The sequence below is a fragment of the Peribacillus sp. FSL K6-5616 genome, assembly GCF_038008245.1.
In the GTDB taxonomy this organism is placed as follows: domain Bacteria; phylum Bacillota; class Bacilli; order Bacillales; family DSM-1321; genus Peribacillus; species Peribacillus frigoritolerans.
Map to the genome: position 1 here is coordinate 3,696,839 of NZ_JBBOYT010000001.1, position 18,016 is coordinate 3,714,854.

20 protein-coding genes and 1 pseudogene are annotated in these 18,016 nt (G+C 41.9%); 5 read left to right on the forward strand and 16 right to left on the reverse strand.

What is annotated here, in order from left to right:
* Window position 1: 1 nt before the first annotated feature.
* From MHB45_RS17770 to MHB45_RS17810, 9 genes are all read right to left on the reverse strand, one after another.
* Window positions 2–2,092: a BglG family transcription antiterminator gene (locus MHB45_RS17770; protein ID WP_048683181.1), complete on the reverse strand. Its 2,091-nt coding sequence runs from the start codon at window positions 2,090–2,092 to the stop codon at window positions 2–4.
* A gap of 86 nt (window positions 2,093–2,178) precedes the next feature.
* Entirely contained in the window at window positions 2,179–4,122 is a 1,944-nt protein-coding gene (locus MHB45_RS17775) for a PTS mannitol transporter subunit IICBA (protein ID WP_072273433.1), read from the reverse strand.
* A 202-nt stretch (window positions 4,123–4,324) separates the two neighbouring features.
* A complete protein-coding gene (locus MHB45_RS17780; RefSeq protein WP_048683174.1) occupies window positions 4,325–5,617 on the reverse strand; it encodes a CitMHS family transporter in 1,293 nt (430 codons plus the stop codon).
* Between the two features lie 204 nt (window positions 5,618–5,821).
* A complete protein-coding gene (locus tag MHB45_RS17785) occupies window positions 5,822–6,703 on the reverse strand; it encodes a helix-turn-helix transcriptional regulator (RefSeq protein ID WP_048683171.1) in 882 nt (293 codons plus the stop codon).
* A 134-nt stretch (window positions 6,704–6,837) separates the two neighbouring features.
* The gene (locus MHB45_RS17790; protein WP_048683166.1) at window positions 6,838–7,527 is read right to left on the reverse strand and encodes a response regulator; all 690 of its coding nucleotides are present in this window, start codon (window positions 7,525–7,527) and stop codon (window positions 6,838–6,840) included.
* An 11-nt stretch (window positions 7,528–7,538) separates the two neighbouring features.
* Window positions 7,539–9,116 carry an ATP-binding protein gene (locus MHB45_RS17795; protein ID WP_072273434.1) on the reverse strand — a complete coding sequence of 526 codons (1,578 nt, stop codon included), beginning with the start codon at window positions 9,114–9,116 and terminating at the stop codon, window positions 7,539–7,541.
* Between the two features lie 145 nt (window positions 9,117–9,261).
* Window positions 9,262–9,456 (reverse strand): hypothetical protein, encoded by a 195-nt coding sequence (locus MHB45_RS17800; RefSeq protein WP_340908167.1) that lies wholly within the window; start codon window positions 9,454–9,456, stop codon window positions 9,262–9,264.
* Window positions 9,392–9,775: a collagen-like protein gene (locus MHB45_RS17805; protein ID WP_375543403.1), complete on the reverse strand. Its 384-nt coding sequence runs from the start codon at window positions 9,773–9,775 to the stop codon at window positions 9,392–9,394. The genes MHB45_RS17800 and MHB45_RS17805 overlap by 65 nt, the downstream gene beginning before the upstream one ends.
* A 339-nt stretch (window positions 9,776–10,114) precedes the next feature.
* On the reverse strand, window positions 10,115–11,041 hold the full coding sequence (locus tag MHB45_RS17810; RefSeq protein ID WP_340908025.1) for a DNA-3-methyladenine glycosylase family protein: 927 nt from the start codon (window positions 11,039–11,041) through the stop codon (window positions 10,115–10,117).
* 174 nt (window positions 11,042–11,215) lie between these two features.
* Between MHB45_RS17810 and MHB45_RS17815 the strand changes: the two genes are divergently transcribed.
* Both MHB45_RS17815 and MHB45_RS17820 read left to right on the forward strand, forming a co-directional pair.
* Window positions 11,216–11,812, forward strand: coding sequence for a bifunctional transcriptional activator/DNA repair enzyme AdaA (locus MHB45_RS17815; protein WP_053087386.1), 597 nt, complete (start codon window positions 11,216–11,218; stop codon window positions 11,810–11,812).
* A complete protein-coding gene (locus MHB45_RS17820) occupies window positions 11,802–12,344 on the forward strand; it encodes a methylated-DNA--[protein]-cysteine S-methyltransferase (RefSeq protein WP_048683150.1) in 543 nt (180 codons plus the stop codon). The genes MHB45_RS17815 and MHB45_RS17820 overlap by 11 nt, the downstream gene beginning before the upstream one ends.
* Before the next feature lie 25 nt (window positions 12,345–12,369).
* Here MHB45_RS17820 and MHB45_RS17825 read toward each other — a convergent pair whose 3' ends face one another.
* The 4 genes from MHB45_RS17825 to MHB45_RS17840 form a co-directional block, all read right to left on the reverse strand.
* Window positions 12,370–12,813, reverse strand: a complete 444-nt coding sequence (locus MHB45_RS17825) for a DUF2690 domain-containing protein (RefSeq protein ID WP_170946930.1) — start codon at window positions 12,811–12,813, stop codon at window positions 12,370–12,372.
* A gap of 84 nt (window positions 12,814–12,897) precedes the next feature.
* Window positions 12,898–13,359 (reverse strand): DUF2690 domain-containing protein, encoded by a 462-nt coding sequence (locus MHB45_RS17830; RefSeq protein ID WP_053087385.1) that lies wholly within the window; start codon window positions 13,357–13,359, stop codon window positions 12,898–12,900.
* 372 nt (window positions 13,360–13,731) lie between these two features.
* Window positions 13,732–14,358: an NUDIX hydrolase gene (locus MHB45_RS17835; protein ID WP_340908026.1), complete on the reverse strand. Its 627-nt coding sequence runs from the start codon at window positions 14,356–14,358 to the stop codon at window positions 13,732–13,734.
* 39 nt (window positions 14,359–14,397) lie between these two features.
* On the reverse strand, window positions 14,398–14,664 hold the full coding sequence (locus tag MHB45_RS17840; protein WP_034309540.1) for a transporter suffix domain-containing protein: 267 nt from the start codon (window positions 14,662–14,664) through the stop codon (window positions 14,398–14,400).
* A gap of 218 nt (window positions 14,665–14,882) precedes the next feature.
* Between MHB45_RS17840 and MHB45_RS17845 the strand changes: the two genes are divergently transcribed.
* Window positions 14,883–15,563, forward strand: coding sequence for a copper homeostasis protein CutC (locus MHB45_RS17845; RefSeq protein ID WP_202186343.1), 681 nt, complete (start codon window positions 14,883–14,885; stop codon window positions 15,561–15,563).
* Here MHB45_RS17845 and MHB45_RS28335 read toward each other — a convergent pair.
* Window positions 15,470–16,045 (reverse strand): UPF0715 family protein, encoded by a 576-nt coding sequence (locus tag MHB45_RS28335; protein WP_375543404.1) that lies wholly within the window; start codon window positions 16,043–16,045, stop codon window positions 15,470–15,472. The genes MHB45_RS17845 and MHB45_RS28335 overlap by 94 nt on opposite strands.
* A 58-nt stretch (window positions 16,046–16,103) precedes the next feature.
* Between MHB45_RS28335 and MHB45_RS17850 the strand changes: the two genes are divergently transcribed.
* Window positions 16,104–16,502 carry a hypothetical protein gene (locus MHB45_RS17850; protein ID WP_340908027.1) on the forward strand — a complete coding sequence of 133 codons (399 nt, stop codon included), beginning with the start codon at window positions 16,104–16,106 and terminating at the stop codon, window positions 16,500–16,502.
* 84 nt (window positions 16,503–16,586) lie between these two features.
* On the opposite strand, the gene MHB45_RS17855 is transcribed toward MHB45_RS17850, so the two are convergent.
* Entirely contained in the window at window positions 16,587–17,324 is a 738-nt protein-coding gene (locus MHB45_RS17855; RefSeq protein WP_202186345.1) for a MerR family transcriptional regulator, read from the reverse strand.
* A gap of 194 nt (window positions 17,325–17,518) precedes the next feature.
* Between MHB45_RS17855 and MHB45_RS17860 the strand changes: the two genes are divergently transcribed.
* Window positions 17,519–17,944: a hypothetical protein gene (locus MHB45_RS17860; protein ID WP_161922247.1), complete on the forward strand. Its 426-nt coding sequence runs from the start codon at window positions 17,519–17,521 to the stop codon at window positions 17,942–17,944.
* Here MHB45_RS17860 and MHB45_RS28340 read toward each other — a convergent pair.
* A pseudogene (locus MHB45_RS28340) lies at window positions 17,928–17,981 on the reverse strand (hypothetical protein); the annotation flags it as partial. The gene MHB45_RS17860 and the pseudogene MHB45_RS28340 overlap by 17 nt on opposite strands.
* Between the last annotated feature and the right edge of the window lie 35 nt (window positions 17,982–18,016).

The window sequence follows — 18,016 nt, forward strand, 5'->3', positions numbered from 1 at the left end:
ATCATCCCTTTATCAAGTTAGTATATAAATAATCCAAAAATATGGCTTCCAGCCTTCTTCTAATCATTTCTTCGTCCGAAGATGAAAAAATCATGATGGATTCATTGCTTTCAATTAAGCTTGAACTTATTAAGCTGACGATTTCCTGCTGCTTCACACTCAATTCTTCAGGTGCCAGCATCAGCAGTAAATTTTTCATATGGACGTCATTACCGTCCATACCTTTGACCAGACGATATTCCTCCAGGTGGGCCACCTGGAATATCAGTTCTTTTACATTCTTATGTCTCGTATGGAAAAGGCCCATTCCCGTGCCGGGAATGCCTAAACCGCCCTTTTTTTCCCGTTCCTTCAAGGATCTGACCACATCATCCGCACCCATCAGCAGCTCTTCCGTTTCAGCCATCCCCACCATTTCTTCGATGATTTCTGGATGTCCTTTCCGATGCGGCAGCCGATAAAACCGGAAATTATCCATGATCGACTCGATGCTCTGCTGGGCATCTTTCAATTCCTGCAGCACTTCTTTCAGTTCGCCATCCTCTTTTTTGGTCACGGTATCCTTATGGGATGACTGAATGCCATAACGCTTATTCTTCGTGAAGTTTTCGATATTCTTCCTTAAATAATTCCTGATGTTCAAAATATTCTCTTCACTCAATAGAGGGGATACAAGGATATAATCACTATCGATATACGGAAGCCGGACGGTAGAAATGATCACATCATAGTTTTTCAGACTGCCCTGCTGCTGGATGTCTTTAATCGTCTTGATTTCTACAGTCTCGATTTCGATGATTTCCTTTTTGATCCGGCTTGCAAGCATCTTCGACGTACCGATACCTGTCGGGCAGACGATGAGTGCCCTTATTGATATTTCTTCCTCCCGCAGCACTAATGCAGATCCGAAATGAAGGACGATGAAGGCTATTTCATCTTCAGGAAATTCTTTTATTTCTTTAAATCCCTTTTCCAGACTGGTCTTCACTGCCAAAAAGAGAACCGGGTACTTTCGCTTAATATCTTCGGTTAATGGGTTGTACAATCCCATTTCCTGTTTGATTCGGAAAAGCGATGGTTCCATATGGGCAAGGAGCCCCTGATACAATGGGAAATCCTTTGTCAAATCGATTTGCAGTTGTGCCGAAACATCTTTTATCAGGTTTCTTATCAGCTGGCCAAGCAATACACTGTCATAGGGAACGGCATCAGCCGCATGAAGCTTGGAGCCTTTAAGGATGGCTGCAAGGTAGCTTATATCATCGATGGTAAAAGAAACTTCCAGCATGGTGCTGAGTTCCTTGCCTATTTTATTCATGAGATTATTCTCATCGGAAAGTTCGCTTATTTTATTGAAGTCCTTCTCCAAAAAATATTGGCTTTCATTCCTTTGCAGGGTTACATAAATATGTACAATTAACCCTATATACCCGCTATCCGCCAATCGGGAGTGGGCACTGTTAAAAGTTGAGTTCAGCACCCCGTCGATAGCCAGAAGATATTCGGGATCGAAATAGTCGAGGATTTTCGCTTCTGGGAATTTTCCTTCTTGCAGCAAAAATAAACTTTCAATCAGCTCTTCATTAAAGAAGTGCAAGAAATAGGCTGCCTGGGCTTTCCGTTTATTTTCTTCGGTGCCGGCTAGCTCTATTCCGACTCCCCTTTTTCTGGTAATCACGATATTAAAATTCTTTAACCATTCGGTCAGTTCGTCCAAATAGGTTGTAAGAGTCGTAATGCTTATAGCGAGATCCCCCGCAAGAACTTGAGTTTTATACGATTCTTCCTGCAGTAAAGCTAAAAGAAGATGCAGTTTTCTTTCTTGTGGCGTTTGATCGATCGGATGATTGCCCATCAGATGCTGTACAAGCCGAAAGACTTGTTCATTCTTCCCGTCGATGGACAGTCCCTCATGTGTATTGCGTGTTAAATGCAACTCGAATGATTGCAGGATTTTTTCTATGGACTTCAGATCGCGTTGAACCGTCCGGACACTAACATTCAATTGTGTCGCAATGGATAAGGCTGTATGTTTTCCTGAAGTTTTTATGATCAATTCTATGATTGATTTTTCCCTTGAAGTAATATACATGCTACCAACTCATTTCTGGTGGAGTAACACGAGAAAATACTGAATAGAAAAGCGTATAACGCTTTTCTATTCTTTGTTAAGAGTATTTAATTATTTTCTACACTTATAATATCCATCAATTCCCTGGCTGATGTGGCTTTAACCATCTTTTCAATATTCTCCATGTCAGAGCATGTAACTGCAATGCCAGATAGAATTTCAAGATGTGTCCCGTCCTTGCCGGCAATGCCGAATATCAATCTTGCCTTTTGGCCGTCAAAGTCGACACCATCAGGAATTTGTAAAACGGTAAATCCGGATTTAAGGACATCTTTCTTAGCTTCCTCGGTTCCGTGCGGAATGGCTACATCATTCCCCATATATGTTGAAGTCAATTCATCACGGGCAATCATCGCTTCAATATAGCTTTCCTTAACGTAACCTGCATTGACCAAAGCTCTTCCCGCAAAGCGGATCGCTTCTTCCTTATTGGCGAATTGTTGATTAAGGAAGACATTTTCTTCGCGAAGCAATTCATTACCTTCCTGCTCATCCTCGTCGATGCCAGGCTCGATTGAGTGTTCACGAACACCGGGAACCTTCTCTTCCGCATCTTCGACGATTTCATGCAGCTCATCGGTACCGTCATCCTGAAGCCGTGCAAGCAATGAATCGTATTCAGGGCTTGATAGGAAATTATCGACGGATACATGATAGGCATTCGGCACTTTATTCTGTGCCCTTGGAGTTAACTCTTCCTGTGTAATGACGATTTGTGCATCAACAGGAATGTTTGAGATTGCCGTATTTGTAACAGTAATATTCAATCCGGCTTCCTTCACCTTCTTGCGAAGCAGCGAAGCCCCCATCGCACTTGATCCCATCCCGGCATCGCAGGCAAATATTATTTTGCTGACGTTTGTTGGCATCGTTCCAGGATCTGAAGCGAATACATCGGCAACAGAGCTTTTCTTGCCTTTCATTTCTTGCATTTTTTTCGCGGCATCTTCAATATTCTCTTCAGATTGCTTTCCTGTTTTCAGGATGAATGCACCGACGATGAATGAAACAAGGGCGGCTACGATGACGCCTGCAAAGTTAGCAATATATGCACCTGCATTATGCGGAGTTACCGCTGTAATGGCAAGTATGCTGCCTGGAGATGCTGGAGCGAACAATCCTCCGCCCAGTAGGACCAAAGTGAAAACTCCACTCATGCCTCCAAGAATGACGGCTAAGAATAACATCGGCTTCATTAGGATATAAGGGAAATAAATTTCATGGATCCCGCCGAAGAAATGAATGATGGCAGCTCCTGGCGCCGATTTCTTCGCCGTTCCCTTTCCAAAAAAGCAATAAGCAAGCAGTACGCCGATACCTGGTCCTGGATTCGATTCCAGAAGGAACAGGATGGAAGCCCCTGTTTGTTTAACTTGCTCTACACCAATTGGTGATAGTACACCATGATTGATGGCATTGTTCAAGAACAAGACCTTGGCAGGCTCGATCAGAATACTTGTCAACGGCAGTAAACCTGTACCGACAAGCCAATCGACTCCTGCTACAAGCCAGCCTGTAAATACGTCAACAGCAGGCCCGATGGCCAAGAAGGATAGAATGGACAATAAGCCGCCAATAATCCCCGCCGAGAAATTATTAACAAGCATTTCAAAACCTGCTTTTATTTTCCCTTCAATCAATTGATCGAATTTCTTGATGACATAACCGCCGAACGGTCCCATTATCATGGCTCCAAGGAACATCGGGATGTCAGATCCGACGATGACGCCCATTGTCGCAATGGCACCGACTACACCGCCGCGGTGGTCATGGATTAGCTTACCGCCCGTATACCCAATTAAAAGCGGCAATAAAAACGTAACCATCGGTGTAACCATTTTGGCAAGGCTTTCATTTGGCAGGAAACCAGATGGGATGAATAGGGCAGTGATTAGCCCCCATGCTATGAAAGCTGATATATTCGGCATGACCATTGAACTTAGAAAGTTACCGAACTTTTGAACTGCAACTTTTATATTAAAGTGAGCCATTTTTGCTCTCTTCCCTTCTTATTAATATAGTTTCCTTTAATCTTAAGGTACGTACATCCCTCATTCAATAAAAGAAAAAGCTAACTTTGTCGCGAAAGAGAAGACAAACATAATGTATCTCACTTTTCCAGATTTATTCAGCGCTTGATGCAGACAGAAAAGAGTCCCGTTCGCCAACGTGACGAACGGGACTCTTAGAGCTTTATAGCGGGATGATTCCCAATAGGACGCAAACCACTATCATGACAAGCGTCGATCCGCATGCCCATTTCAGGAAAGTGCGCTGCAAGGCACCGAAATCTTCCCCTACCATTCCAACCAATAGATAGGTAGATGGAACAAGCGGGCTTAGTAGATGGACAGGAAGCCCCAATAGTGAAGCTCTGCCGATCAGGGCAGGGTCAATTCCATAAGCAGCTCCCGCTTTAGCAAGCAATGGGAGCACCCCATAATAAAATGCGTCATTAGACATGAAGAACGTAAAAGGTGCTGAGATGATGGCTGTGATGACAGCAAAATGTGCGCCCATTTGATCTGGAATATGCTGAATCAAAGAGTTTGCCATGGCATCGACCATCTCCGTGCCGGCAAGGATTCCAGTGAAAACACCTGCTGCAAAAATCATCGAAATAACAGATAAAGCATTGTCGGCATAGTTTGCTACACGTTCCTTCTGATCACTGAGTTTCGGATAGTTAACTGTAATGGCAATCGCGAAACCTACCATGAACAGAACCGCTGAAGGCATAAGTTCCATAATCAGCGCAACCAGCAGTGTAAGAGTCAATGCGTAATTGAATATGATCAATTTAGGCCGTTTAAGATAAGCATCTTCCGTTGCAGCCGCGTGCTGTGCCACAGCATGATAATCGACTTCAATGATCCCGATTCTCTTTCTTTCTTTTTTACCCAGGCAATATGCCATGAAAAGGACGAATAGTACTCCGCCAATCATCGCAGGAATGACAGGGGTGAAAACATCGGACATTTCAAGTTTTAAAGCGGTCATCACCCGTGCTGTAGGGCCTCCCCAAGGAAGAAGGTTCATGACTCCAGATGACGAAACGGCAATACCGGCCAATACTAGCGGTCTCATTCCAATCCGTTTATATAGCGGAAGCATGGCTGAAATCGTTATCATATATGTAGTCGTACCATCTCCATCCAAGGAAATCAGCAAAGCCAGGACTGCCGTGCCGATGGCAATTTTCACCGGATCTCCTTTTACAACCTTAAGAATCGTATTGATGATCGGGTCAAAAACCCCAGCATCAATCAAAATGCCAAAGAAAAGGATCGCAAATAAAATCATGATTCCCGTTGGCGCAACGTCTTTGATGCCTTCCAGCGCCATCTCACCCATTTTACCGCCAAACCCGCCAATAAGTGCAAAGGCACTTGGTACTGCAATCAAAGCTATCATGGCTGAAAGTCGCCCTGTCATAATTAAAATCATAAACACTACTATCATCAAGTATCCTAATAAAGCGAGCATATCTATCACTCCTATCTTCTAATAAGATAAAGTGTATATGAAACCGCTTCATTTGTAAGCGTTCTCAATTTATTGTGTTTTAAAACTATTTTGTTAATTGTGTTCATTGTGTTCACGGAAGCGATTTTTCGAGGATGAACCGAGCGCCACTCCCCGGGTTGAATGGCGCGTTCTTTAAGGAATTCAGCAATTATTTAGGCGCATTCATTCTTCAAATGATAAATTTGCCGGTCCGTCCAATAGGTCGCAGCCGTAGTCTATATTGGTCGTTGGTGTATCGATACTGACTTCCTCGAATTCCAATTCATCGATCCATACTTGGCCGCGTCCTGAAAGAAGGACCCCGAATGAAATGATGGCACTGTTTTCGGGTACATCCAGGACAATATAGTAATGGTTCCATTCCGTATCGTTGACGATGGGCCGATCCCCCATATTGTCGAATTGTAAAACATCCTGAAGCGCATTATCCACCCTCATCCATAAACCACAAAATCCATCAACACCTTTTGATTTTAAAAAACCCGACAGTTTCATTCTTTTACCAAGGTAATTTTCCGCCTTGAATTGCTGCATCATCGTTGCAAATTCCTCCTTGGATTCGGTAGTGACGGATTTCAGGAATCCTGATGCCTGGCCTTTATGGAATGTCTCCCGGTCAATTCCCATTTGATAATTGAATGGATGACTCCCGCTTACATTCCAGCCTTTTAATAATTGTTCGTTCTTCATCGTCATTTCCTCCTTTTGCAAGGTTAGTTTACTTACGAGTTTCCGATATTGCCCTGGCGGCAGGTCATAGTATTTCTTGAATGAACGAGTAAAGGATTCCTGTGTTTCAAAGCGGTAATATAAAGCAATATCGATTATTTTTTCATCGGTATAAAGCAGCATGTTAGCTGCATTGGCAATTCTTCGATATCGAATATATTCCGATACGGTCACACCAACCTCCTTGTGAAAAATACGATGATAATGAAACTTCGAAAAACCTGCGAATCGAGAGATGTTCTCCAAGGACAATTCGGCTTGTAAGCTATTCTCTATATATTCAATCGTTTTTTGGATGATGGGGCTATATCTCATTTCCGAACCTCCTTAAGAAAAGGATAACAGATTAACATATCGTTTTTTTGACATATATTGCTTTTTTCATAATCTTTCAAACGATGCATCATAAAAAAAACACCTTCAATCTTGAAGGTGTCTCTCACTTAATTCTATTGAATTTTATAATATCTTCGCTCAGGTCTCCCCACTACCCCATATACGACTTCCGCTTTACATTTCTTAACGGAAATCAAGTATTCCAGATAGCGTCTCGCGGTTGTCCTGGAAGCACCGATCTGTCCGCTCACTTGTTCAGCCGACAAACCGATATCGCTTGCTTCGAGTACCTCTATCACCTTCGCCAAAGTGATTTCGTCGACCCCTTTCGGCAGGTCCTGCCCATCGTTCGATTCCAAAACGGATGAACCCTTTTTCAAAATGAGATCCACAAAATCCTGGTCTATCTCTTGTTTGGATTTCATCAGATGGACTTTCTTCAGATACTCTTCGATAACTTGGTTGAAGCGCTTCATCTCCACTGGTTTAATTAAATAATTCTCCACACCATAGTGAAGCGCCTTTTCCAGTTGTTCTTTATCCGTTGCCGCGGTAATCATGATGATATCCACATTCGGGAATTTTTTCCGTATGTCCGGAAGGAGGTCTGTACCAAGCTGATCTGGCATATAAACATCAAGCAAAAGCAGATCCGGGCTTTTTTGTTCCAAGATCCGAAGCGTTTTTTTGGCATTGACAGCTTTTCCGACCACTTCTATTTCATCAAAGTTTTTCAAGAATTTTTCATGGATATCCGCTACACGAAAATCATCTTCTGCGATGACTGCTCTTATCTTCTGCATTCTTTCCCTCCTCACTGTTCTTTAGGAAGATAAACGGTGAATATGGTGTTCCCATCCTCGCTTTGAACCTCGATGATGCCGCCCAGCTCTTTGACGACATGATCAGCATTCGAAAGTCCATAACCACTCGGACTTCCGCTGTTTTTCGAAGTGAAACCCCGATCGAAAATATGGGCGATGGCATCCTCAGGTATTCCTTTTCCGTTATCACTCACTTCAAATACCATATCATTTCCGATATCTGTGGCGAAAAATTTCACGAGCGGCTCCTCCATGCTTGAAACCGCTTCAAGTGCATTATCGATAATGTTGCCTAGAATCAATGTTAGTTGTGACAATTTTATATGATCCGGCAGTTTCTCTAGGTAGCTTTGTGCGTCTATTTCAAAGATGATCTTCTTCTCCGATGCTTTCCCGATCTTGCCAAGTAACAGGGCTTGTACCTTTGTATCCTTTATCTGTTCGAACACGACACGGTTCAGGGAATGCAATTCTGATGTTTCGCTTTGAATCATATCGATTGCTTCATCATATTCCCCTAATTGTATCAATCCTGATAGGACGTATAGTTTATTGGTAAATTCATGGGTTTGTGCCCTTAAATCCTCTGAATGCATCTTCACTTCCGATAATGTGTTGACCATTTCCTCAATTTCCGTTCGATCACGGAACGAAGCGACAACACCGCTTACCCCTTCACTATCGAAAATCGGCGTACAATTGACGATAACGGATTTGTCTTCCCATGAAATCTCCTTATCCACTTGCGGTTCACCGGACTTCAGCACCTCGAATAAATATTTCGAAGGAAATAGGCCATCGACGTTCAAATGGCGAACGGACTCTTTAATATCCAGCAATTTTTTTGCCGGCTGATTCATCGAGGTAATCAGCCCATTTTGGTCAATGGCCAGAATCCCTTCTTTCACCGATTGAAGCACTGCATTTTTTTCTTTATATAAATTGGCGATTTCAAATGGTTCCAACCCCAGTGTATCTTTACGTATGCTCCTTGCCAGCATATAACTGCCAATGATCGAGATCATGATGGCCACTAAAGATACAATCATCTCCTTGGACAAATCCTTGAAAATTTGGGCGCGGACATCGTCCACCAAAAAACCGACGGAGACGATTCCAATTATTTTTCCATCCTCATTGAATACCGGTGACTTCCCCCGAATGGAAAGACCGAGTGATCCTGCCGCTTCGGAGACATAATATTCGCCTTCCCGAATGGCCCTGCTATTATCCCCGCCTTCCATCCGCTTCCCAATTTCGGAAGCCAGCGGATGGGAATAGCGAATTCCCTCTGCATTCCCTACAACGATGAACTCAGCACCTGTTTCCCTGCGGATCTTTTCGGCAATCGGCTGGATGATGCCAGCGGGATCATCCGTCTCAAAAGCCTCTGTAACGGTAGGCATGAAGCTAATCGTCTTTGAAAGCTCCAACGCCAATTGACCTTTATCCTTCGCTATTTGCCTTCCTTCCATATAGGAAAAAGTAGTCGTCAATAACAGGATCAAAAACAGGCTCAACGATAGAACTAACCCGAGAATCTTGGTTTCCAGCGATACTTTCCTCATATTCAACAGCATCCTCTATTTTCATTTTCATTCACTAATTTTTATAGGAGCATAATGATTTTACCATTTCTATTAAATATTGAACATTGTTGGCCGTTTATTTCCTATTTTAAGAAAGATGAACACGCCGATGATGGTGCGAAGTTCAAGTAGCAGTTGTTTTCCACCTTGTAATCTTAATGATGTTTATCTTTGGACAATGCTGCTTCTGTCTTGAAAGCAAAACAATCAGAAACATAAAATGCTCAAAGGAAACATCTCCTTTGAGCATTTTTTCAAAAACAGCTAAATGATTTGATTTGTCTTGTATCAATGCCAAAAACCGTCCAGAACCTGCCATTCCACCTGAAGCCGGCAACAGAACGCGGACCGACGAAAATGGGATAATACCAGAAACGTGCACCATTGTTTAGCCATATAAAAGTATTCCTGAACAGACAAAACGAAATCGCACCCGGATCTACGGCAAATGTTGAAGCCGATTGCTGTTGGGGGATAAATGCTGGCGGAGGGGCTGTCGGTGCTTGCGAACCCGGCGGTGGTCCTGGCTGACCCGGAAATTGAGGTAAACCAGGTATGCCCGGAAATCCGGGTAGACCGGGAAACTGCCGTTCAAGATAAGCTTGATCTTCATAATGATACGTTGGGTACATATACATGGTCATTCACCTCTATAAGATTGAATGTAATAAGTTATGAAATATGGACCCAACGTGTTTGGGCTGGAAATTAAATTTAACTTAGAAAATGGAGATATATCGACGTAATCTATAGTTTTATCTCCGAATACGGGGGATATATCAACGAATTCTACTGTTTATCTCCGAATATGGAGATATATCGTCGAAATTTATTGTTTTATCTCCGAAAATGGAGATATATCGACGAATTCTATTGTTTTATCTCCAAATATGGAGATATATCGACGAACCTTGCTAGTATTTCTCAGGAAATGATGATATATCGACGAATCTTGCTGGTTTTTCTCCGAAGTAGATTCAATATAGCAATCTCCATAAATAGAAGGTTGCATAGGATTCCCAATCGGCCCACGCTTCCGATAGTTTCCGGATTTCCGCTTTCGTTGGTTTTGCTTCTGTTTGCATGAGCAGTTTCATGGAATTATGCAGCCCGACGTCATCGATGGGAAAGGCTGCTGGAAAACGCAAACAGCGCATCAAGACATAGTTCGCTGTCCACGGACCGATTCCCCGTATGTTGGTCAGCATTTTTTCAGCCTCTTTTACATCCTTTGCATTCAATAGCTTTTCTTTAGTAAGTTCCCCTTCTGCAATCAGTTGAGCAACACCTATTAAATATTCACACTTCTTTACGGTCATCCTTAAATCGGAAAAATCTTCGACGGTCAATTTCGCGATCGCATCAGGTGTCGGAAACAGCCAATATTGCTTTCCTTCGAATTCAACATATTCACCAAATCCCTCCACAAGCCTCCGTTTCAAGGTATAGGCATAAGTCAAGTTAATCTGCTGACCAAGTATTCCCCAGGCAACCGCTTCAAATAAATCAGGGATGCCCATATTTCTCAAGCCGAAGAATTGGCTTACCGGCTTTTGCAATAAAGGGTCCTTTTGGGCCAATTCATAAAAAGGAAGCAGATTTGTCTCAAGATCGAACCAGTGACGAACGTATTGGGAAACAGCATTCTTTACCTGATTATCCATCGGTGCAGTTCGTCCTGGAAAACGAACGTTCAGCTCCGTTTCATCCACCGCACTGATTTCTACTAAAAGTGTCTCGTTTTCGACAACCAGTGCTCGATAAATCTTTTGATCAACAATATCGAACAGACATTCATTGGAGGATCTTGATAAATATTTAAGATTTTCCGAAAAACTAAACTCTTTTGGTGCATGAATTCTCAATTCATTCATGCCTTCATCATTTGATAATGTCTCTTTCATTCTGCTCCCTCCTTTAGCTTTATTCTAATGACAAACCGATACGTTATCTTGCTCTTTCATTTAACTCCCTAATTTTAACAAAATTTATTGAACAATTACGTTATCTTGCTTTTATATTATCAAAATGTTTGTATATCAACCCTTTCTTGTATACTAAATGGAGAGGTGAATGTAGTGAATCCGAAAAAAGCAGATTTCCCGAATGAGTATTGGAAAGCTATTATAGATTGTGATGCAGCATATGATGATCATTTTTTATACGGGGTAATTACGACAGGCATCTTTTGCAGGCCCTCCTGTAAATCAAGGGTGCCTAAAAAGGAAAACGTGAAGATCTTCAAAAATGCCATGATGGCTTTGGAAGAGGAGTTCCGGCCTTGTAAACGATGTAAACCGGAAGGACTGAATGTGCCGACAGAAGAATGGGTTGAACAAATAGCCGAATGGATCGACACCCATTACAGCGAACCCCTCACTTTGAACAAATTGGCGGATATTTCCCACGGCAGCCCGTATCATTTACAACGATCATTCAAGCGAGTGAAGGGAATATCGCCCACTGAATACATTCAGCGGCTTCGCCTTGAAAAAGCGGTGAGGCTGCTGGAAACCTCCGAACTGCCGATAACTGAAATAGGCTTCGCTACCGGGTTCTCCAGTACGCCCTATTTCATGACGTTATTCAAAAGGAAAATGGGGAATACCCCTTCAGGATATAGGAATGCTTATCTCAAAACTCAAGCTTTGGAGCGTGAAGCAAATGAAGAATGATAAAAAACAAACCATTGACTGGTCCATATTGCATTATGATAAGTGGCAATTATATGTGGCCAGGACGGAAAAAGGGCTTTGCTATGTAGGCTCTCCCGGTCAAACGTATGAAGAACTGAAGTCCTTGATGCAAAAACGCTTTCCAAATGCGAACCTTGTTGAAAATAAAAAAGCATTAAATCCCTATCTAAAAGAACTACAAGAATATTTCGAAGGAACCAGGCAGACTTTCTCTCTTCCCGCAGATATAAAAGGCACCCCCTTTCAACAAGAAATTTGGGCAGCGCTGAATCAAATACCCTATGGACAAACCTGTTCCTATTCCGATATTGCCCAAATCATCCAAAGACCTGCAGCTATTCGGGCGGTTGGTACGGCCATTGGCGCCAACCCAATTCTGATCACGGTGCCATGTCACAGGGTTATCGGAAAAAACGGGGCCATTACCGGCTACCGTGGAGGTACGGAGATGAAACGATATCTACTTCAATTGGAAGCACAATCTGACCGCAAAAAAAGCATCCGGCTATAAGGATGCTTTTTTGCGTTTTTGTTTTTTAGTACCAAATAGTCACCGCTTTATTATAGGCATCACTATTTGGAATCGCATGGATCCCTTGGGCCTGTGCTTTGCGCGGGTCATAATCATATACCATTGGTGTATAGCATGAGGTCTGCCCGATATTCACAACACCATTGCCCCCGGAACTTGAGCATGTATAGGCCTTACCATCAGTACTTCGGACGATTCTTGCATCCGCTTCATGATTGTATACGGCGGGGCGTGTTACGGTCACTTTTGCCCAGGCGGTTTTACACACAGTGCTGTATTTCAATTCTACGTACGAATTGGAATCGATCCATTTTTTATCCTTCGTTACCGCCGAATTTGCACAACTATTATAGTATGGACTTTTTCCATCATAGGTGTGTGTTTCGGCCAGTGCTTGATTTTTTCCAAATCCAAAGTCGACAATAAACATCGACAGTGTCATCACCATGGATAAACCTATCATTTTAAGCTTTTTATTCAATTCATTCATCCTTTCTTTGCAAAAATTTAGATGAAGGTTTTTCTTTTTTCATTAATACCAGTCGGTTTCACCTGCTGTATATGGCCAAAAGGCTACCGCTTTTGCTTTTCGCGGATCTAAATCATATACCATCGGTGTATAGCATGACGTTTGACCTTTATTTATTTCACCATTTCCTCCAGGAGATGCACAGCTGAATTGTTTATTATCAGTATTGCGGACAACCAATGCCGTTGCCTCACCATCTGCTTTAGCCGGTCTGCTTAGAGTGATCTTCGCCCAGGCGGTTTTACACACAGTGCTGAATTTCAACTCCAAATTGGCAGAACCGCCATTGGCATAAATTTTCACCGACTTCTTCGTGACAGCGCTATTCGCACAACCATTATAGTAAGGACTTTTTCCATCATAGGTGTGTGTTTCTGCTGAAGCTTTGCTCGCAAAAGAATCAAGGGAGCCAAAAAGGACTAAAGAAGCTACAAAAAATGAAATGCATAAAACCATTTTTTTCATTATTTCACTCATCCCCTTAACAAAATTTATACACTGTTCATCTTACAATTTTGTAATATTCTTACAAGTGATAAATTCCCTAGTTCATGAAAAACTACATCCCCGCCCTTACGTTGCAGCCCGGCATCATCATTACAGTCTGGTGTGTCTCGCTTTATCAGCTGAATCATCACAGAGACAAAGTCATTATCCCTATGAGCCATTCAGGACAAAATAAGGTAACAACTAAGAACTTATGCGTATCAAGCTGGAACAAAACGAGCCAATAGACTACCGTTGATCAGGAAAGATACAGGTCGATATACTTAATGATTTTTCAAGAAAAAAGAAAAGCCCCGACAAAACCCGAATCGTTTTGTCAGGGCTTTATTTTCATTTAGCGAGTTTTTCTTTGATCAATCTAATGATGCTATCATAATAGGAACGATCATGCGGAACGAACTCACTCCGTCCTACAAATCGATCGATCATCATCCTGCGGCCTTCGTGATTCATTTCAAATCCCTTAATATTCACTTTGTCCTTCGCTTCGGTCCAAAGCTCTTCGAAGTCAGTCAGCACAACCTTCACCATCCCGGAAACCTCTTCTGGCTGCAGGGTGAAATCATCGAAGCCATGTGCACGTTCATATAGAAAGACGTTTGCCAGTTCTTTATCGATGAAACCTTCTTTCGTTTGATGGTATTCAATAATCCCTAATGGAACCAACTCGTCAAAGGAAACGTCAATGCCTAGCTCTTCTTTAATCTCCCTTACTCCGTCGTATACCGTTTCATGAGCCAATAAATGGCCGGCAGCCGTAATATCCCATAGATTCGGATAATCTTTTTTCATCGCACAACGATGCTGAAGATATAGGTAATCCACGCCCGCTTCCGAACTTGCGAACCAGCAATGGAAAACCTCATGCCAATGTCCCAATCTATGTACTTCCTCTCGCGAAGCCACGCCGGTTTGAATGCGATTGGAATCGAAAACTTTCAACAACTCAGTTTCCATTTGAGCTTCACTCCCAGCCCTTTTTTATAAAAAACCGCTTCAGCCTTTTTCTTTTCTCCAATTTTTCGGGTTTAAATAGCCTTTATATTTAGCGGCCACTTCTTTCCCGACCAAAAGCGCGCCTGCCCAAAACATCACTTCCGCAAAGACAATCGCACCTGTTATGACCCCAGCCTTAACCGCAGTCGAAAATGGCGTAAAAGGAGCTGCGACAGGAATGATCCAAGTGAGAAGGGAAATGATAAGGAACCCCATCCCTACTTTGTAAAATCTCGATTTCTTTATTTCCTTACTTTCTTTATCCAATTAAATAACCTCCGTCATGATGATTTTCATTTAATTACCCCGCCGAACAAATATACCATTGAATATATTCTTTTTTTATACGTTTGAATGTTCATTTCGTTTCATAAATTTGAGAAATAAAGATATTCCATTTGTGGAAAACTATTAATGAATTGACTTTACGATTTTTAATGGATTTAATATTCATATAACACTTGCATGCAGGAAAGGAAAATCCAATGTACATTGAATTCATTGCCACAACGATAGAAGATGCCCTAATAATCGAAGAATCGGGCGCAGACCGAATCGAGCTTGTCAGTTCTTTGGCCGAGGGTGGATTAACTCCAAGCCACGCCCTGATAGAAGCTGTCGTCAATTCAGTGAAGATACCAGTCAACGTGATGGTAAGGCCTCACAGCCAGTCTTTTTGCTATACGCAAAAGGATTTGGAAATCATGAAAAAAGATATCCAAATCATTCGATCACTGGGAGCGAACGGGGTCGTATTAGGTGCATTAAATGAAAAAAATGAAATCAATCGACCATACCTCGAAGAACTATTGACCGTATGTGAAGGTTTGGAGATTACATTCCACCGAGCCATCGATGATACGCACGACCCTGTCATTTCAGCTGAAATGCTAGCACAATATCCAGAAATCACTACGATATTGACCTCAGGCGGGCATGGGGATTTCCCTAGCCGCATGAAAACGATTCAACAAATGAAAAGAGTCTGCGGCGACATAGCCATACTGGTTGGAAGCGGATTGAATAAGGATAATATCCTTTCTATCCATTCCGAACTGCATACCGGTCACTATCATTTCGGTACGGCTGTTCGAAAAAACAACAGTATCATCGAAGGAGTTACATTAGAAAAAGCTAAAGAAATCGTAAACTTGCTAAAGAAATAATGTTGGAAGGGACCATTTAACCGGTCCCTTTTGTTTGTCTGAGAGCTTTTTTTTGTAAAAAGACCGAAATCCCAAAACCATAAAAACAGTGCCGCTAAAAGGCTGATTGCATAGAAATTCTTTGTAGTTAAAATATCCATGCTGAAGTCAAAATTAAGCACCGAACTATAAATGAATACGGCCGGCAAAGAGAAAAAAATATAAAGGCAAAAATAGTTTAAACTGAATTTTTTAGGATGTTTATTGAAAAGGACCTGTACCGGAACAGCAAATAATAAATAAGGGATAACGACATAAAAAGAAATCACGATAATGCCAATCACTCCCCAGGTACCCAGGCTGAATACAACCAACACCGTGGAAAGCGACAGACAGGAAGAAACTAGACTAAAAAAATAATAAGGAATCACATCGCTTAGCTCCGAAACCTTTTGACTGATTTTCCAAAGTTCCATTTTAACCAGTACCTCGCAGTCTACCATAATATAATGGGAATTTTTACATAATCATTATACTATATAAAATGGAGGTGTTTTTATTTTGGAGCTATATATCGAGTTATTCGTGTTTCTGGCCATCATCTTTTTAATCGTTTCCAATAGATTCATACCCTGGTTGGTAAAAGCCGCCATTGTCGTTTATTACTCTGTCATTTCCTATATCTTCATTACCACAAAAAATAAAATTGATGAACGGTATGAAAATATCACTCCTGTGCCTGACGCCTACTGGGATAAAAATTCAGCCTGGGTTGACACGATGACTGGTTATTATTCATGGTCCTTTTTAATCATTCTCCTGTTCATTTATTTTAAATGGTTCACAAGTGTGAAAAGTAAGGAAGCGAAGGGATGGGTGCTAATTAGTTTCATTCCATCTTTGGCCGTTTTTTTACTTTTCATATTCATATTCAATTTTTCATACGGGTATAGACCATAGGGGTTGGCTATTGCCTGATATCCAGCTCCAATAAGAAGGTTGCCGGAGCGACCTTCTTATTTTGAAATTTCTTAATCTTGAGATTCAATTTTTGTTAGCATCAGCAAAATGCCCCATCGCATCACACATGAATTTTGCCAATCCTTCACCGTATTGATCGATATTTTTGGTGAAGCGTTGATCGTCCACGTACATTTGACCTAATCCTTTGAAAGCATCCAGCGAGTATGTGCCGAAGTTATTGTTCAAACAATCATACCATTCTTTAATGGCCTCTTGTGCCTCCTCCGACTTAGGCGAAGCATCTCGGATTGCCGCAAGTTTTAAATAGATCTCCGATACAACTTTCTGTGCATCTTTGGACATGCCCGCCACTTTAGCCTTCGACTCATCGACAGCTTTATCCCCCCAAAGCTTGCGAGCCTCTTCTTCATATGGATTCTGACTGAAGTCAAATCCTTCAAATTTCTCTTTATTCGTCATCTGAATTTCCCCTTTCATATGTTTGATCGATTTTTCGACCGTCTTAATTAATTTATCGAGCTGACTGCGTTTCTCCAGTAACATTTTTTGATGTTGCTTTAACGCATCTTGTTTATCAAACGAAGAGCTGTTTACCATTTGTTTTATTTCCTTTAATGGCATGCCAAGTTCCCTGAAAAACAGGATTTGCTGCAACATCTCAAGATTATCATTCGAATAAAGCCGATAACCTGCATCGGTTATTTCCTCCGGCGATAATAACCCGATTCCATCATAATAATGCAGTGTCCGCACACTAATGCCAACCAAATCGGCTAGCTCCTTCACTTTCATTGCCACTGCTTCTTACCTCCTTTCGATATCATTTACATTAAGGTATCACGCAACGTCAGAGTCAAAGGAAAAATGAAAATTTCCCGCCCAAATTTAAAAGACGATCCTTCCTAATGAAGAATCGCTGTTGGTAGAGTTCTCTCTTTGTAAAAGCTTCGGATTAAAGTCAAATCCAATTTACTTGTCCGCTATTGATGTTCATGCACTATGTAGTAAATTTCCCATTACTCGTAAGTTTTACGCATTTACTCGCGGGTTTCGCGCTTTTACTCGTGAGTTTGGGCTTTACTCATGAATTTCGCGCTTTTACTCGTGAGTTTGGCACTTTTACTCGTGAATTTGGCGCTTTACTCGTGAGTTTCACGCTTTTACTCGTAAGTTTGGCACTTTTACTCGTGAGTTTGGCACTTTTACTCGTGAGTTTCGCGCTTTTACTGGTGAGTTTCACGCTTTTACTCGTAAGTTTGGCACTTTTACTCGTGAGTTTCGGCTTTACTCGTGAGTTTCGCGCTTTTACTCGCGAGTTTCGCGCTTTTACTCGTGAGTTTTACGCTTTACTCGTGAGTTTCGCGCTTTTACTCGCGAGTTTCGCGCTTTTACTCGTGAGTTTTACGCTTTACTCGTGAGTTTCGCGCTTTTACTCGTAAGTTTGGCACTTTTACTCGTGAGTTTGGCACTTTTACTCGTGAGTTTCGCGC

Excerpts from the sequence above, each read along its gene's own strand:
- MHB45_RS17805 (WP_375543403.1), bottom strand. The coding sequence starts at position 9,775 with ATGTATATGTACCCAACGTATCATTATGAAGATCAAGCTTATCTTGAA.
- MHB45_RS17820 (WP_048683150.1), top strand. The coding sequence starts at position 11,802 with ATGAAGAATGATAAAAAACAAACCATTGACTGGTCCATATTGCATTAT.
- MHB45_RS17775 (WP_072273433.1), bottom strand. The coding sequence starts at position 4,122 with ATGGCTCACTTTAATATAAAAGTTGCAGTTCAAAAGTTCGGTAACTTT.
- MHB45_RS17835 (WP_340908026.1), bottom strand. The coding sequence starts at position 14,358 with ATGGAAACTGAGTTGTTGAAAGTTTTCGATTCCAATCGCATTCAAACC.
- MHB45_RS17845 (WP_202186343.1), top strand. The coding sequence starts at position 14,883 with ATGTACATTGAATTCATTGCCACAACGATAGAAGATGCCCTAATAATC.
- MHB45_RS17825 (WP_170946930.1), bottom strand. The coding sequence starts at position 12,813 with ATGGTGATGACACTGTCGATGTTTATTGTCGACTTTGGATTTGGAAAA.
- MHB45_RS17790 (WP_048683166.1), bottom strand. The coding sequence starts at position 7,527 with ATGCAGAAGATAAGAGCAGTCATCGCAGAAGATGATTTTCGTGTAGCG.
- MHB45_RS17795 (WP_072273434.1), bottom strand. The coding sequence starts at position 9,116 with ATGAGGAAAGTATCGCTGGAAACCAAGATTCTCGGGTTAGTTCTATCG.
- MHB45_RS17810 (WP_340908025.1), bottom strand. The coding sequence starts at position 11,041 with ATGAAAGAGACATTATCAAATGATGAAGGCATGAATGAATTGAGAATT.
- MHB45_RS17860 (WP_161922247.1), top strand. The coding sequence starts at position 17,519 with ATGCACTATGTAGTAAATTTCCCATTACTCGTAAGTTTTACGCATTTA.
- MHB45_RS17770 (WP_048683181.1), bottom strand. The coding sequence starts at position 2,092 with ATGTATATTACTTCAAGGGAAAAATCAATCATAGAATTGATCATAAAA.
- MHB45_RS17800 (WP_340908167.1), bottom strand. The coding sequence starts at position 9,456 with ATGGCAGGTTCTGGACGGTTTTTGGCATTGATACAAGACAAATCAAAT.
- MHB45_RS28335 (WP_375543404.1), bottom strand. The coding sequence starts at position 16,045 with ATGGTAGACTGCGAGGTACTGGTTAAAATGGAACTTTGGAAAATCAGT.
- MHB45_RS17830 (WP_053087385.1), bottom strand. The coding sequence starts at position 13,359 with ATGAAAAAAATGGTTTTATGCATTTCATTTTTTGTAGCTTCTTTAGTC.
- MHB45_RS17780 (WP_048683174.1), bottom strand. The coding sequence starts at position 5,617 with ATGCTCGCTTTATTAGGATACTTGATGATAGTAGTGTTTATGATTTTA.
- MHB45_RS17785 (WP_048683171.1), bottom strand. The coding sequence starts at position 6,703 with ATGAGATATAGCCCCATCATCCAAAAAACGATTGAATATATAGAGAAT.